11 protein-coding genes and 1 other annotated feature are annotated in these 16,042 nt (G+C 41.4%); all 11 genes read right to left on the bottom strand.

Annotation, left to right across the window (positions count from 1 at the left end):
* Nucleotides 1–134 precede the first annotated feature (134 nt).
* The 11 genes from CDO33_RS06950 to CDO33_RS06900 all read right to left on the bottom strand — a co-directional run bounded on the left by CDO33_RS06950 (nucleotide 135) and on the right by CDO33_RS06900 (nucleotide 15,855).
* On the bottom strand, nucleotides 135–1,895 hold the full coding sequence (locus tag CDO33_RS06950) for an extracellular solute-binding protein (RefSeq protein ID WP_103080604.1): 1,761 nt from the start codon (nucleotides 1,893–1,895) through the stop codon (nucleotides 135–137).
* A gap of 224 nt (nucleotides 1,896–2,119) precedes the next feature.
* Nucleotides 2,120–4,387 (bottom strand): helix-turn-helix domain-containing protein, encoded by a 2,268-nt coding sequence (locus tag CDO33_RS06945; RefSeq protein ID WP_161496445.1) that lies wholly within the window; start codon nucleotides 4,385–4,387, stop codon nucleotides 2,120–2,122.
* A gap of 807 nt (nucleotides 4,388–5,194) precedes the next feature.
* Nucleotides 5,195–6,265, bottom strand: coding sequence for a 3-dehydroquinate synthase (gene aroB / locus CDO33_RS06940; RefSeq protein WP_479690739.1), 1,071 nt, complete (start codon nucleotides 6,263–6,265; stop codon nucleotides 5,195–5,197).
* 159 nt (nucleotides 6,266–6,424) lie between these two features.
* Nucleotides 6,425–9,544, bottom strand: a complete 3,120-nt coding sequence (gene ileS / locus CDO33_RS06935) for an isoleucine--tRNA ligase (protein WP_103080601.1) — start codon at nucleotides 9,542–9,544, stop codon at nucleotides 6,425–6,427.
* 325 nt (nucleotides 9,545–9,869) lie between these two features.
* Nucleotides 9,870–10,189, bottom strand: a binding site (T-box leader).
* A 53-nt stretch (nucleotides 10,190–10,242) separates the two neighbouring features.
* Complete coding sequence (locus CDO33_RS06930; protein WP_103080600.1) at nucleotides 10,243–10,704, bottom strand: DivIVA domain-containing protein; 462 nt, start codon at nucleotides 10,702–10,704, stop codon at nucleotides 10,243–10,245.
* A 14-nt stretch (nucleotides 10,705–10,718) separates the two neighbouring features.
* Nucleotides 10,719–11,510 carry a YlmH family RNA-binding protein gene (locus CDO33_RS06925; protein WP_103080627.1) on the bottom strand — a complete coding sequence of 264 codons (792 nt, stop codon included), beginning with the start codon at nucleotides 11,508–11,510 and terminating at the stop codon, nucleotides 10,719–10,721.
* Nucleotides 11,511–11,672: 162 nt separating this feature from the next.
* Nucleotides 11,673–11,942 carry a YggT family protein gene (locus tag CDO33_RS06920; RefSeq protein WP_103080599.1) on the bottom strand — a complete coding sequence of 90 codons (270 nt, stop codon included), beginning with the start codon at nucleotides 11,940–11,942 and terminating at the stop codon, nucleotides 11,673–11,675.
* Nucleotides 11,943–11,971: 29 nt separating this feature from the next.
* Nucleotides 11,972–12,427, bottom strand: a complete 456-nt coding sequence (locus CDO33_RS06915; protein ID WP_103080598.1) for a cell division protein SepF — start codon at nucleotides 12,425–12,427, stop codon at nucleotides 11,972–11,974.
* Nucleotides 12,428–12,476: 49 nt separating this feature from the next.
* Complete coding sequence (locus tag CDO33_RS06910) at nucleotides 12,477–13,181, bottom strand: YggS family pyridoxal phosphate-dependent enzyme (RefSeq protein ID WP_103080597.1); 705 nt, start codon at nucleotides 13,179–13,181, stop codon at nucleotides 12,477–12,479.
* Nucleotides 13,178–14,440, bottom strand: coding sequence for a biotin/lipoyl attachment domain-containing protein (locus CDO33_RS06905; RefSeq protein ID WP_103080596.1), 1,263 nt, complete (start codon nucleotides 14,438–14,440; stop codon nucleotides 13,178–13,180). Before CDO33_RS06905 ends, CDO33_RS06910 begins: the two co-directional genes overlap by 4 nt.
* Nucleotides 14,441–14,562: 122 nt before the next feature.
* Nucleotides 14,563–15,855, bottom strand: a complete 1,293-nt coding sequence (locus CDO33_RS06900; RefSeq protein WP_103080595.1) for a methionine gamma-lyase family protein — start codon at nucleotides 15,853–15,855, stop codon at nucleotides 14,563–14,565.
* Nucleotides 15,856–16,042 lie beyond the last annotated feature (187 nt).

The raw sequence follows: 16,042 nt of genomic DNA, 5'->3' as shown, positions 1-16,042 counted from the left end.
TCCTTCCTTGAAGAGCTGCCTAACAAAACTTGGAGAACATATGCCAGAATCATAGGGTCGGCTTTTAAGCTTTCCCCATGATTCTGACTCAATTGATTGCTGGTATTTACTCTCTCACATAGATACCAATTTTATCATTTCGAATTCATCCTTGTGTAAGCTTGTTGAGCAACGCTCAGCCACTTATCCAAGCCGAGATCCTTAATTTGCTGTACATAGCTGTCCCAATCCTTTTCAATGTCCATTTCTCCTGTCACAAACAGCACTCTTGCTTCATTCTCGTAGTTGGTAATAGTTGTAGAAATTTCACTGATCTCATTAAGTTCTTCATCTGTATAAACCAAATTGGTAACAATTTCATCAGGATATTGTCCATATCTACGATAGAAACCGTCCAGGAACAATGCATCCCTTTTCTTCTCGAGCTCGTTGGCGAAATCACGTTTCGCGAATCCGGCAAACAGTGATGCTGGCAAGAATTGTAATTGAGCATGCCAGTTTTTGTTCTGTTCAGGCTCAGCCCATATGTCGTTGAGTACGCGATAGACACCTTTAAATCCCAGTTTTGAATAATGAGCTTCTACGTCACCTTCAACATACTCCCAGTCAACACCAGGCTCTCCGCGACGGGAGATAAGGCTTGTGGTCTCATCAGCCATGAAGTCCAGCAAGCGGAAAGCAACTTCAGGATATTCACAGTCCTTGGTAATATATGTGGTAAAATCAATTCCAACTAATTTATATGGTGACCAGGCTACGCCTTTGGGCCCTTTCAGTGGTCCTATAGCTGTATATTCTACCAACTTGCCGTAATTTTCATCATTGTATGTCCAACCTTGGCTTCCACTCCACGGATGGTGAGCTAATGCTCCAACTATGGTATCCTCATTCTTAGGCCTGTCGGCTAAGGCTTTAAGCTGTTTGTAATCCTGTGTGAAGCTGATAGGTGCAATTAAACCTTCTTTATACAGCTTGTGTATATAACGGAGGCCTTCGCGGTAATCCTCGGTGATATATGGAACACTCAATTTGCCGTTTTCAACGTTGAAACGGCCATAGTTACTATAGTTGTAATAAATAAATGAGTTCATCAATATGAAAATCAGATCACCACGGACATCTATGGTATTATAGCCAACTAATGGAAGTTCATCTTTCTTACCATTACCATTGGGGTCTTTATCGCGGAAAGCAGCCAATACCTCGTATAACTCATCGGTGGTTGTTGGTACTTTCAAACCAAGCTTTTCAAGCCATACATGGTTAATGTAAATTGATTCAACCTGGGAATCTGTCGGGTCAACGTCCATAAAGGGAAAACCGTAAATGTTTCCATCAGGTGATTTGCTTAAGGTTTCTATAACTTTCTTTTCAGTGTCCGAACAGTATTTATCATAAGTCTGTTTCCAGAAGTAAGCATACTTATCCATGTATTCATTTAGAGGTATGAAAACTCCTTGCTTGCCATAGCTGGCTTTTGCCGCATCGCTAAGATCTACATACATGATAATGTCCGGCAGTTCTTCATTGGCTGTAACCATGAGTTCAAGCTTCTGGCTGGTTTCACTTGATGGGAAAAAGTAAAAATCCAAATCAATTCCGGTTTTTTCTTTCAGATATTTTGTGTAATAGTTGGTTTCATAATCCGTGACGTTTGAGCTCTCAACCAATCCAATTGTGAGAGTTACAGGCTTTGTTACTATTGGGAGCACTCCCGGCTCTGTTACCAGTGAATCTCCAGACTTTTCAGCTGCACTGGCATCCGATGATCCAGACGATCCGCTTGTTGAGCCGGACTGGGTATCAGAACTGTCGGCGTCCTGTTTGGAGCAACCCATCATAGGTGCAAGCAACAGTACTAAAACTAATAATAAAGAAATTATTTTTTTTGACATTTGCAGTTGCACTTCCTCCCTTTGGATTATATCGCATGATTGGCCAACCAATGCTTTTGCACACTCATAATGTAACAGGGATCAAAATTGTAAATCAAGTGTATAATTGTACTTTAAAAGTGACATTTGGCTAAAATCTTCGTAACCTTGCTTTTACCATATATTTTGTCTTATGAATTGAAAATTGTGTTTCATGTTGAAAAATGTGCAGTTGCAAAATAACACTACCTATTGCTGTTCAGGCTCTCAACCGTCAGGTGACTCTCATGCAGACCGCTTCTGAAAGTACTTGGGGATACATTAAAAACTTTCTTGAAAACTTTATAAAACGTGTTGGTGGAATTATAGCCACATTCGGCAGATATATCAGATACCAGCATATTGGTAGATTTAAGCAGGTCAATCGCCCTTTTCATCCTTAAATGTTCAATATAGTCGTTGAGGCTTTTTCCTGTCTCTTCGCGCACCAAATTGTAGACATAATTTCTGGATATATTGAATTTTTCCGCTATGCTGTCTGCATAAATATCAGGATCGGCAAAATTATTCTCAATGTATTTCATTATCCTTTCCTTAAGCTCCTTATTGGCATTTCTTTTTTTCGATTCAAATGCTTCCATAACAGCCAAAGCATTTTTGCAAAGAGATTTGAACAAGACATCGATGGATTCATCCTCCCTGAACTCAATAATGGAAAAATCGTCAATTTCCAGTTCAGTGTCAGCGATGACCGATGCAATTACAAAACGTATCAAGCAGAAAACCTCTATTACCTCATGCTTTGAGTTTGCCCCTCCGAAAATAAGCTTCCTTGTTATTTCTTTGATGGTTTCCTCTACTGCTTCTTTATTTCTCGCAATTATTAATCCATAGAGCTTTTGGATGCCATAAAAGTCTATAAGCTTTGGTGCTTGTGACTGCTTTATTAAATCATAGCTGTAAAAATTCAGGCCGTTGTTTTCTGCTGCAGTAAGACTGGATTGAGCGTGGAAAAAAGCTTTATTTATTTCATCCTTGTTTTCAAATCTGTCACTTATCCCGGCATTCAACGATATGCCAAAACCATACAGTTCTTGATTTGCTGTAATAAAAAGTTTCTTTAATTCTTTCAGATTGTCTTCTGTATCAGCAAATATCATCGCAACCTTATCATTATTAAGTTGAACGTGCATAAATTTACCTGGAAACAGAGTTTGGATCTTGTCATATGCAATGTAGCCAATATAGTCAGCATTCTGTGATTCAGACTGGCATTTGACCTCAAACAACGCAATTCTGAAAGGGGAATTTACCTGAGGTATAAGCTTGGAAACCAGGGCATATTCATCCTTGGAGTTCACCATTCCATAAAGAAGTTTTATAAGCATGTTGGTTCGCAATGTATTCTCCATATTTAAAATGTCCGTTTTAAGCTTCTTTATTTCAGAAGAACAAGATTCCATAAATTTATTTATGTAACTATACTCGTTAGCTGTGTCTTTTTCTTTGAAAAATCCGTTTTTCAAAGGAATGCTGGCCAGTTTCTTAATCGGAATATAATTATTTAATGCAAAAAGAATACTGAAAAGAATCCCGATTCCCATGGCAACGCAAATATACTTGTAGATCATTTTTTTCAGCGGAAGATACATCTCTTCAAAATGGTAATCCGGTATGCCCAGGGTAATGTTACAACCAGGTATTGCTATGGTTGTCTTTAGAACAGAAAAGGTCGTGTCATCGTACTCAGCCTTTCCAAGGTTACCGGTCAAAGGCTCCTTATCATCATATCCATATGAAAACAGAACTTTGTTGTCTTTATCCGTAATGTACAAAAAGCTACCCACAGGTAAATTGGATATATTGAATTGATTCAGTAATGTTTCTTCAGATAAAAGAACTCCTGTTATAGCACTGTCTCCCGGTCTGCTCATTACAATGGTTAAATAGCTTTTCTGCACACCTCCGTGGACTTTAGCCAAAGTGGCCGGTAATATTTTAAAACGTTCATTCATATCCGACATCCATTGCAGGATTTCATCCGGTGAATAATCCCGATAGATTACGTCAAAATTAAAATATTCAGCAGCTGAATCGAAAACTCTTTTTTTCCCGAAAATAGTATAGCTATTCGGCAGGTAGAGAAATGCCTCGTCAATATCATCGAAAGTTGCCATTTGCTTTAAAAAATATTTATGGGACATGTAAAGCTTAGAATATAACAATAGAGGTGAATCGCCAGGGTGCATAAGCTTCAGTTTCACATAATATGGCGATTCATCCATCTGAGTCGAAATTTCGTATGCCCTTTTCAAGGTATTCTGCATGCTTACACCGTTCTTTTTAAAGGAGTATTCCACATCTGCCAGATAACTCAGCTTGGATAACTCCAAAACCTTATAGTAAATCGGTGTCAATGCAGCAATAATAAGCATTGATATTAAAAGGTACATTATGATAAACTTCCATAAAACAGGGATTTTAATTTTGCTAAACCTCTTGATCTTTTTCATAAGTAGCCTCCTTTCACCAACTTTTTGGTGTATTGGCTTACCATCCATACCGAAACAAACTTCTGACTTTTTGTCTTTTCAAGATTTCAATTCCATAGAAGCTAAGCTACATATTTAGCAAAATTACAAACCATGCATTTACACAAACATTTCCAGATAATTTAGTGCAGCTCGGATAAGTTAACATAGCTTTAAGTTTCGTTATTTACTAATATAACCGGTTAGCAATAAAAACACTGCTAAAATAAAAATGCAAAAACATCTTTTAGGGTAGAGTCCTGCTCTTATAAGTTTACATGAGATGTGACTATTTATAAAGTGTATTATTGTAACTTAAAGATGATATTTGACCAATCCCTATATTGCTTTTTGACTTGAACATTGAAAATTGTCTTTTGTATTTGCAAAAGGCCACTGTTTCTTCTCTTTGGCTATTTCAAAATTTCAGCTTCATTCCATATGTCAAAAGTCTCAATATGGTAAGATGGTCAGCATCATGATGCAGTTTTATATGATCTGAAAACAAGCTGCGGTTCGAATGCCTGTATTACCTATAAAAAATTGTCCGGGAAAGCTTTTATTTCCCGGACATAACTTATACAAGTATTCTCTTTTTTAACTTCCCAACATGTAAATATGAATGTTATTTTCATTATTGGTGCAGCTTTATGAGCATGAGCAGCTGTACAAGAAATTGGAGATTTACATTTCTATTAATTATATATCTCTTCAACTTGAAACCATGCTTAGGAAAGGCTGGCACGATGAGTTAACTCAACGCGTATAGATATAATATAAGATCTTGAGTTACTGAGCCAGCTCCTGCAGCACCTCTTTGATCAATGCCGTATCGTCGATGCTGATCTGCAGCACCTCGCCGATCCTTTTCGGAAGGATGAAAACAAGCTTATTGTTCTTTATCTTTTTGTCATGGTACATCTGCGCAAAGACCTTATCAACATCCATGCCCTTTATCCCAGTGGGCAGTCCAATCCTTTCAAGAAGCCCTATAACTCTGTCCGATTCCTTTGCATCAACCATACCAAGATGCTGAGCCATTTTGAAAGCTCCTACCATACCTATGGACACGCATTCTCCATGGAGCAGTTGAAAGCCTGACACACTCTCCACCGCATGACCTATCGTATGGCCGAAATTCAGTATGGCTCTTAAGCCGCCTTCCCTTTCATCCTCTTCCACCACGCTCCCCTTAATGGAGCAGTTTGCTCTGGCGGTAAACTGGAGCACATCCTCTTTGAATTCAAAAATCTTATTCAAATTATATTCAACATAATCAAAAAAGTCCCTATCCTTTATAATGCCGTGTTTTACGACTTCAGCCAGCCCTGCTTGAACCTCGCGCTTAGGCAGCGTCTTCAGTGAATTTACATTTATGTAAACCAGTCTGGGCTGATAGAAAGCTCCAATTATATTCTTGCTGCCTTCAAAGTCAACCCCCACCTTTCCGCCGACACTGCTGTCGGCTTGGGCGATAAGGGTAGTAGGCACCTGGACGAAATTTATCCCCCTGAGGAAGGTGGCAGCCACGAATCCCGTAATATCCCCTACTACGCCGCCTCCAAGGGCAATTAATACCGAATTCCTTTCCAGCTTCTGTTTCACCAGATACCGGTATATTTCGTTGACTGTGTCCAGGTTCTTATTTTCTTCTCCGGCGGCAATCACATATTTGTGGACATCATAGCCGGATTCCTTCAATGCATTGATGCACTCATCCGCTTGATGCATATCTACATTGGTGTCGGTTATCAAAACCATTTTGCCGCTAAGCCTCGCAGAGGCTATGCTTTTGCCGATATCGGCGTAATTGGTGGCAATGTATATGGGATAGCTTCTTTCACCCAGATTAATGCTCATTTTAATCATAGTTTGTTCACCAAGCAACCTTTTTATTTTATAAATAGTCTGAATTCAGCCAAGCAAGCTTATTGCTCCGAAGTTTACAAACAATAGCTTATAATCAGTTCAAGAGCAAATCAAGCTTGCATTAGCTGAATTCTTCTCTTACTCGATAACTTATACTTTCACAACTACCATGAATACCTTTTCGCCGTTTATATTCCATTCCTTGCCGTAGCCTTCGGCGCTTCCTTCTTCAGCGCTGTCGGCCAGAACTTCATCACAGATAGTTGCCATGTTGTTTCTCATTATTTCCGCTATTTTTTCATTTCCATTGTAGTAAAGCTTAATATGGTCCATAACCTCAAATCCGGCTTCTTTTCTCATTGTCTGCACCTTGCTGATTATCTCCCGGACAAAGCCTTCCTCCACCAGTTCAGGAGTGAGGTTGGTATCCAATATTACGGTGACATCCCTGTCCGTCTCGGAAACATAGCCTTCCTTCTGGGCTGTTTCTATCAGGACGTCGTCCTTTGCCAGCTCAATTGCTGTTCCGTCCACTTCAAAGGTCAGTTTTTCACCCTTATCCAATATGTCCATGGCTTCATTTCCGTCCAATCCCGCCAGGACTTGTGCTATTTTAGGCACCAGCTTGCCGTATCTGGGTCCCAATGTTCTGAGCTGAGGTTTAAATTTGTAGGTGGTAAAATGTTTTGCGTCATTGGTGAATATAAGCTCTTTTACATTCAGCTCATCCATTACAAGTTCCCTGAAGGTCTCCGGCAGCTCGAATTCCGATTTTACGAACATTTTGCCCAAAGGCTGGCGGTTCTTTATGTTGGCAGTATTTCTGCAAGCGCGGCCTTCTACCACTATTTTCAGCACCAGCTCCATGTTCTTTTCCAGCTCAGCATCCACAAAGGTTTCATCCACCACAGGGAAATCACACATATGAACGCTTTCAGGCGCATTGGGATCTACAGTCTTCACCAGGTTCCTGTACATGGCCTCCGCCATAAAAGGTACAAAAGGAGCGGACAGCTTTGCAACAGTGACAAGCACCGTATTGAGAGTCATATACGCGTTTATCTTGTCCTGGTTCATTTCCTTCTGCCAGAAACGTTCCCTGCTCCTTCTTACATACCAGTTGCTCAGCTCATCTACAAAATCTTCTATTGCCCTGGCAGACTCAGTAATCCTGTAGTTCTCAAGGTTCTTATCCACAATTCCTATCAAAGTGTGCAGTCTTGACAAGATCCACTTATCCATAACGGACAGCTTTTCAAAATCCAGTTCATACTTGGTCGGGTCAAACTGGTCAATATTTGCATAAAGCACATAGAAAGCATAGGTATTCCAGAGAGTACCCATAAACTTCCTTTGGGCTTCGCTTACAGCTTCCTCGTAGAAACGGCTGGGAAGCCACGGTGCGCTTTCAGTATAGAAATACCAGCGGACTGCATCAGCTCCCTGTTTATCCAGTACTGTCCACGGATCTACCACATTTCCTTTATGCTTGCTCATTTTCTGACCGTCTTTATCATTCACATGGCCCATAACTATACAGTTTTTGAAGGGTGACTGATCAAACAGCAGCGTGGATATGGCCATGAGAGAGTAAAACCATCCACGGGTCTGGTCGATTGCTTCACTTATGAAATCAGCAGGGAAATTGTCTTTGAACAAGTCCTCGTTTTCAAAGGGATAATGCCATTGGGCAAAAGGCATTGAGCCGGAATCAAACCAGCAGTCTATAACCTCTGTTACCCTCTTCATCCTGCCTGTCTTACATTTCGGGCATTTGAGATATACATTGTCAATGTATGGCTTATGAAGCTCGATATCCTCCGGCACATTCTCTCCCATTTCCTTAAGTTCTGCAATGCTTCCTACAACATGCCTGTGGCCGCATTCACATTCCCATATGGGAAGAGGAGTTCCCCAATACCTTTCACGGCTAAGTCCCCAGTCCACAACATTCTCCAGGAAGTTTCCAAAACGTCCTTCCTTAATGTTCTCCGGGAGCCAGTTAACCGTGCGGTTATTCTTAATCAATCTATCCTTTACTTCCGTCATTTTTATGAACCATGTGTCCCTGGCATAGTACAGCAGCGGAGTATCACATCTCCAGCAGAAAGGATAGGAATGCTCATAATCCATAGCTTTGTATAAAAGATTCCTTTGATCCAAATGGCTTATGATTTCACGGTCGGCATCCTTCACGAAAACGCCTTTCCATGGCTTTACGGCATCCACAAACCTTCCCTGCTCGTTTACCAGCTGAACGAAAGGCAGGTCATATGCCCTTCCCACCCTTGCGTCATCTTCACCAAAAGCAGGCGCTGTGTGCACTATTCCGGTACCGTCCGTCAATGTGACGAAGTCTCCTCCAACCACGTAATATGCTTTCTTATCCGGTACCACAAAATCAAAGAGAGGTTCATATTCCATACCGATGAGATCTTTTCCCTGAACCCGTTCCAGTACTTCAAATTCTTCCTTGAGCACAGTTTCAGCCAGAGCTTCCGCCAGGATATACACCTCATCCGAGCATTTTGCTTTGACATAGGTTTCATCAGGATTAACCGTTAGCGCTACGTTGGAAGGCAAAGTCCACGGTGTAGTGGTCCATGCCATCAGGTATACCTGTTCCTCGCCTTTTACGCGGAACTTCACATAAATTGATGTTTCCTTTACATCCTTATATCCCTGAGCAACTTCATGGCTTGACAGCGCAGTTCCGCAGCGCGGACAGTAGGGTACTATCTTGTGTCCTTTATAAAGCAGTCCCTGCTCCCATATCTTCTTAAGAGCCCACCATTCCGACTCAATATAGTTGTTGTCATAGGTTACATAGGGATTTTCCATATCAGCCCAGTAACCTACCCTGTCACTCATTTTCTCCCATTCATTCTTGTATTTCCATACGCTTTGCTTACACTGCTTGATGAAGGGCTCAACGCCATAGTTCTCTATCTGGGATTTGCCGTTTATGCCCAACTGTTTTTCCACTTCCAGCTCCACCGGAAGCCCATGGGTATCCCAACCGGCTTTCCTGAGAACCTTGTAGCCTTTCATCGTCCTGTACCTGGGTATTATGTCCTTGATGACGCGGGTAAGGATATGTCCTATATGGGGCATTCCGTTTGCTGTCGGCGGCCCATCATAAAATGTATAGGTAGGGCCTCCTTCACGAGATTCTATACTTTTTTCAAATATGTTGTTCTTTTTCCAGAATTCCAGAACTTCTTTCTCTCTATCAACGAAGTTCAGGCTTGTAGACACTTTTTCGTACATGGCTCTCCCTCCTGAAAATTCTATAAAAATTCACATATTTCTATTTGTCAAAGCTCTGCATGTAACTTATGTCTGGCTCGAGCTTTATTTGCATTTTTTTGTCTTTATATAACATAATATCTTTTGCTGGTTTATGCTTTTCTATGCGATTTCCTGCCAGTCATGTCTGACTATTAATGTTTCATCGTTACTGCCATAAATACATAAGTATTGATTTTGGTTTTAACACATATATGCTTTATACTTTCAAAACGCCTATCGAAAGGTGTATCAATTCAGGCAGCATGGGAATTAACTCCCCTGCATCAAAAAACCCTCTCATCCGTAAAGGGACGAGAGGGTATAACTCACGCGGTACCACCCAAATTATTATGACTTAACAGAAACCCAGCCGTAACGGAAGTTCATGTTATTCCATATCCAAGCCCATGTATCCGACTTAGAATACGGACCACTACCGAAGCTGGCTTTTCTGTGTTATAATCACTTCATTTCATAACGGTTTTTGCCGGCATACCTTACTCTGACCAAGATTTCAGGCTGCTACTCATGGATGATTTTCTAAGGGTAACTTTACAGGATTTCCACCATCACCTGCTCTCTATAAAAGTGTCGCCTTATACTCTTTCCAATCATCGTATTTACGATATATTCAAATTGTTCTGATTACAGATTATACTATATTGTGCAATTCCATGTCAAGTATCGTCGTCATCTCCAAACATCTGCCGCAGTATCTCCAGCTGGGAAAGCAGCAGAGTCTCGGATTTTGATTTGAATACATGAAGCTTCTTTTTCAACTCCTCATATTCAAACTTTATCTTAATCACTTCCTGATTGGCATCATTGATTATCTTCTGAGCTTTTAGTTCAGCTTCCTTAATGATATTGTCGGCTTTTTCATAGGCGTTTTTCTTAACTTCCTCGCTGGTCTGCTGGGCTACAAGGAGGGTGTTCTGCAAGGAATCTTCAATGTTCTTGTAATGCTGCATGCCTTCATTAAGCACAGCAATCCTGTCCTTTAATTCAATGTTTTCCCGTATGTACTCAGTATAATCCTCTATGATTTTATCCAACACTTCATTAACAGCATCTTCGCTGTAACCCATTACGGATTTTTTAAAAGTGATATTCTGCAAATCATTCGGACTGTAATTCATTTTCAACACCTCTCTTATATAAATTTCTTTAGTAATACCCCAATACGACCTTTTTTCGTGGGGCAACCTATTTCCTCCACGACAACCCGGCCTTTACCTCTCACAGAAATCGTATCTCCGGCTTTGAGTTGCCTGGTAAGACTCGTTTCCAGTTCCCAATTTACATTTACCTTTTCCGCCTTGATCAAATCCGACGCTTTGGTTCTTGATATGCCATATCCCGCCCCGGTAATGCAGTCAAGCCTTAAGGAAGCAACCGTTGTTCTTATTTCCTTGACCTTCCGCTCCGGGAGTCGCAAATCTTCAATTTCCGATATTTCGGTCTCCACTCTGGAATTACCTACTTTTGTCAGATTATATTTTATATATTCCGCTATATCGCTCAGGGTGATGATGCTGCATGAACCTTCCCTTACAAGAATATCGCCTATTTTTTCCCGTTTAATACCCAATCCCATCAAAGAACCCAGATAATCCCGGTGGGATAAGGTTTCCTTCCCCTTTACGCTTACATCTATAACCTTAAAAATTCTACCGGGGTCCAAATCCTCAAAAGACATAAAATTAGGGTTGAAAACAATAACAACCCTTTCTGCATCATCATAACCGCCGCTGAATGCATAATCCACATCCCTCATGGCGGTTAAAGCCTTTTCTGCAACATTTCTCTGGTGGGGATCAAGAAAATCCGTCCACACGAAATCGCATATTTCTTCAGCTTTTGAAGCTCTGTCCAGAATCCTGGATAGAAGCAACTTGTCCTCTATGTTTGTAGCTTTCTGTAAAATCCTTTCTCTGTTTGTCATATAAAATCCTAAGTAAAACCTCCCACGACCAAAATCGTAGGCTTCCTGCCTCATCAAGCTCGCAACCTACCATCTCCACAGGCATTAGTTCGGATAGTCCCTGCTCCATTTGCGTCCTTTATCAAGGCTAAAGTCCGTATAATCGAACGCTTATTTTGTCTGTTAAAATAAAAATCTTCTTAATATGTTCCGTATCAGGCCTATTATCAAAAACACAACAATCGGGGAAAAGTCCAGCATCATGTATCTTCCTGAGGAAGTACGCTCTATAAGGTTTCTTACTGGAGCAAGTATTGGTTCGGTTATCTGATAAAGCAGCCTTATAAACTGGTTGTCCCTTGAGATGGGAAACCATGACAAAAGTACCCGCGCCAAAATTGCGTACTCTATGAACGCCAAAAGCAAATCAAACGCATTATAAATTATGTTCATTTAAATTCCTCCGGAATCACCCCTGACAACTATTTTGCCCAGGAGAATACTCCTTTATTTCTCAATTCGTCTTTAAAATCTCCCATAAGGTCGACATTGTTCGGAGCAATTATAAAAATTCCGTTTGAAACCTTCTGGATACTGCCGTCCAGTGCATATACGGAGCCGCTCAAAAAGTCAATTACCCTTTGAGCATTGTCTTTATCCATGTTTTCAAGGTTTATAACAACAGGCTTTTTGCTCTTAAGATGCTCACATATATCCTGAGCATCATCGAAACTCTCAGGTTGTATAATTACTACTTTGAACTGGCTTGCAGAGTGGATATTAACCACCTTGCCCTGCTGCCTTTTCTGGCTCGGTTGGAGAAACTGAGGCTGCAACACCTCTTCTTTGGAAGTATCTTCCACATCAACAACTTCTTCTTCCTCTTCTTCACTTTCCCAACCTACAAAATTAAGCATCTTGTTAATCAAACTTGCCATTGTTAAAGCCCTCCTTGTTTTCTTTTGTAAAAATTATATCTAAGGCAGTTTACGTATAATTACGCCTGCCAAAAATCGCCGTACCAATCCTTACCATGTTGGCACCCTCTTCCACGGCAACCTCAAAATCATTACTCATGCCCATGGAAAGATAATCCATATATATATTATCAATTCTTTCTTGCTTTATGTCAATAAATATTTTGTGTAAATCTCTAAAAACCCATCTTATTTCCTCAGGGTTTTCAGCAAAAGGAGCGACAGTCATAAGCCCCCTTACCCGTATGTTTTTATATCCGTTAATGCCAAGGAGAAAATCCCTCACCTGCTCAGGGGATATCCCGAATTTTGACTCTTCTCCCGAAACATTGACCTGTATCAGGATATCCATAACCTTCCCTGCCTTTTCTGCCCGCTTCTGAATTTCCTGTACCAGCTCAAGGCTGTCTACGGAATGTATCAGGCTTACCTTGTCGATAATGTATTTCACCTTGTTGGTCTGTAAATGGCCGATGAGATGCCATCTGCACCCCCCACCAATATGGTCGTATTTCTCCATGAGCTCCTGAACCCTGTTTTCACCGAGATCATAAACTCCTGCATCCACTGCTTCCTTTATGACGTCTACTCCCATGGTTTTGGTTACAGCAATGATATGAACATCCTCCGCCTTTCTTCCGCCTCTTTCAGCAGCAGCGGCAATCCTTTTGCGGACTTCCTCCACATTTGATGCAATATTGCTTCCACTGTTCATTGGTTTATATACTGCCCCTCCTCGATATTTAATGGTCTTAGCACATAAGTATCATACAGAGACACATCGGATTCCGCTTCATCCAATATTGCAAACTCCTCATCCACAGCCTTTATCCTGACTTCCCTCACATATGCGAAGTTGGCTTTCACCAGAACTATTTCAGCTTTTTTGTTAACCATGTTTATGTTTCTTAAGCTGCTTAAGGGTACTTTTAAGCCTTCATAGTTTTTTCTTATCAAATCGACATTGGTTTTGCGGATTGATGCCGTCTCGCTTACAGCCTGATAAGTTTTTACCGCCAATGTGGATCTCCCACCGGTTTCAGGAGATATATATTCCACTGTTCCGTCAATGATCTTTCCTATCTCATTCAATCTTATCTGTACGGACTCACCGGTTTTAAACAACGAAGCATGATTTTTGTCAAGGATAAACATTATATAAACATCCAGATCGGTCAACACCTTGGCAAAAGGCTTCTCAGCCTCAACCGGTTTAATGCTTGAAGCGACATCTGCAGGGATCGGCTTTAACCCTTCCAGGAACTCCGGAGTATATTCCCTTATGCCTTCCGGTTTCAGAAGACTTTCACAACCATCAACGGCATATGAAACGATTCCGGAGTAGTCTGAAATTATTTCCCGGGTATTCTGCTTCAGTTTTTCCTGCAGTTCCTGCTTTTCCTGCTGCAATGAATTTATATAAGCCTCCGCATTGCCTGCCCCGGATTTAATCATATTCCTTTTTTGGATCAGCATGTCAATTTCGTCTTCTAATGCATAAGAAGCCGACATGCTGTTTCTGTTGCTGTCTTCGATTATCCGAAGCAGGTTCTGCTTTATCTCCTTATCCAGCTTTTCCACATCACCGGAGAATATGGCAAGATTCGCATCATTCTCCTCCTGAGCTTTTAATATTTTCAAATCCTTCTCTTTTAATTCGCTCATCAGATTTTCCGATGAACCATTTATAACGGTGGCTATGCTGAATTTGGCAGGAACCTTCTCCCCTTCCTTGAAGGACGGTATGCAAATGCCATCAAAGGGCGCCTTTAGCACAACTTCATTTCTAATAAACCATCCATCGGTGTTTATGGAATCCTCAAGGTTTCCCATCTGTATTATCCCCGTGGGCGTTGTTCTTCCAAATACCCAGTGGATAAAAGATGGTATATATACCAGCAGGAATACTATCACCAATATATTTCGATATTTCGTCCGCGGTTTTTTATCCTTTTCTTTTTCATTAGTACCCATTGCAACCCCCAGATCCAATTTTGGTATAACCGCCGTTTGTCAGCACAGGTATCACTGTTTGTGTCAGAATCTGATCGGCATAGTGAATGCTTGGTTAAATCAGCCGGTTAAGTCCTATGCCATTATATTTTTACTATACCCCTATCTTTCATCAATTGTATCGAACTCATCACTCCCAGCTTGACGCTTTCATAAACCAGTCCTCCCTGCATATAGGCAATATATGGAGGTTTAATCGGAGCATCGGCGCTTAACTCTATCGATGCGCCCTGTATAAATGCACCGGCAGCCATTATTACAGGGCAGTCATAGCCTGGCATGTCCCAAGGCTCAGGAGTGGCAAAGGAATCCACGGGAGAACCTTTTTGTATTCCCTGACAGAAAGCTATAAGGCTGTCGGGATTATTGAATTTTATAGCCTGGATTATATCCCCGCGCTTTTCTGTAGGCATGGGTGATGTTTCAAAACCAAGCCTGTTCATGATGGCAGCGCAATAAACAGCACCTTTGAGGCTTTCTGCCACGACATGGGGAGCCATAAACAACCCCTGGAACATCAGCCGGTTATTTCCCAGGGTGGAGCCTACCTCCTTACCCAAGCCCGGGGTAGTTAAACGGTATGCCGCTTTTTCAACACACTCGGCTTTCCCCACAATATATCCGCCGGTTGGAGCAAGGCCTCCCCCAATGTTTTTGATCAATGATCCGGCTACCATATCTGCTCCGGCCTCCGTCGGCTCCCTGTCTTCCACAAACTCGCCATAGCAGTTGTCCACCAGCACCACTGCGTCCTTTTTTATGCTCTTAATCAGCGACACTGCCCTGGCAATATCATCGATCATTATGGCCGGCCTCCAGGCATAACCCCTTGAACGCTGTATCAGCACCAGCTTTGTTTTGTCGCCGATAGCCCGGCGTATGCCGTCGAAATCCAGCTTTCCGTCCGGCAGCAAATCCACCTGATTGTAGGAAATTCCGAACTCCTTTAGAGAGCCTCCTCCTTCCCCACGGATTCCTATGACTTCTTCCAGTGTATCATAAGGCTTGCCTGTAACCGACAGCAATTCATCACCGGGGCGCAAAATTCCAAACATGCTCACGGCCAGCGCCTGGGTTCCGGACACAATCTGATGCCTCACCAATGCATCCTCGGCTTTGAAAATGTCTGCATAAACAGCATCCAGCACTTCCCTTCCCCTGTCGTTGTATCCATAGCCTGTAGTCCCTGCAAAGTGGGAGTCGCTGAGCCTGTTTTTCTGCATAGCCCGGATGACCTTTATCTGGTTGTATTCACTGACATAGTCGATTTCTTTTATAACTTCCGCAATTTCTTTTTCTACCTCATTGGAAATATTTATTATGCTGCTGCTTATTCCAAATTCATTAATAAAATAATTTCGTGAGTTGCTGTTCATTTTTTATCCTCGTCTTTCTCTTTTGAATCAAGTATTATGTTTTATCCTGTATAACCTATTTTATACAAGTGGCCAAGCCATTTCAATATACAGGAGGGATAAATTAATTTGCTGTTCCAGTTAATTTGAGATAAAGCTTATGAGTTAAATTAGAATGCATTGTTTCTCAGGAAGACACCGGTTTTAA

The organism is Clostridium thermosuccinogenes (assembly GCF_002896855.1).
Taxonomy (GTDB): Bacteria; Bacillota; Clostridia; order Acetivibrionales; family DSM-5807; genus Pseudoclostridium; species Pseudoclostridium thermosuccinogenes.
This window is presented reverse-complemented; position numbering and strand designations above follow the sequence as displayed.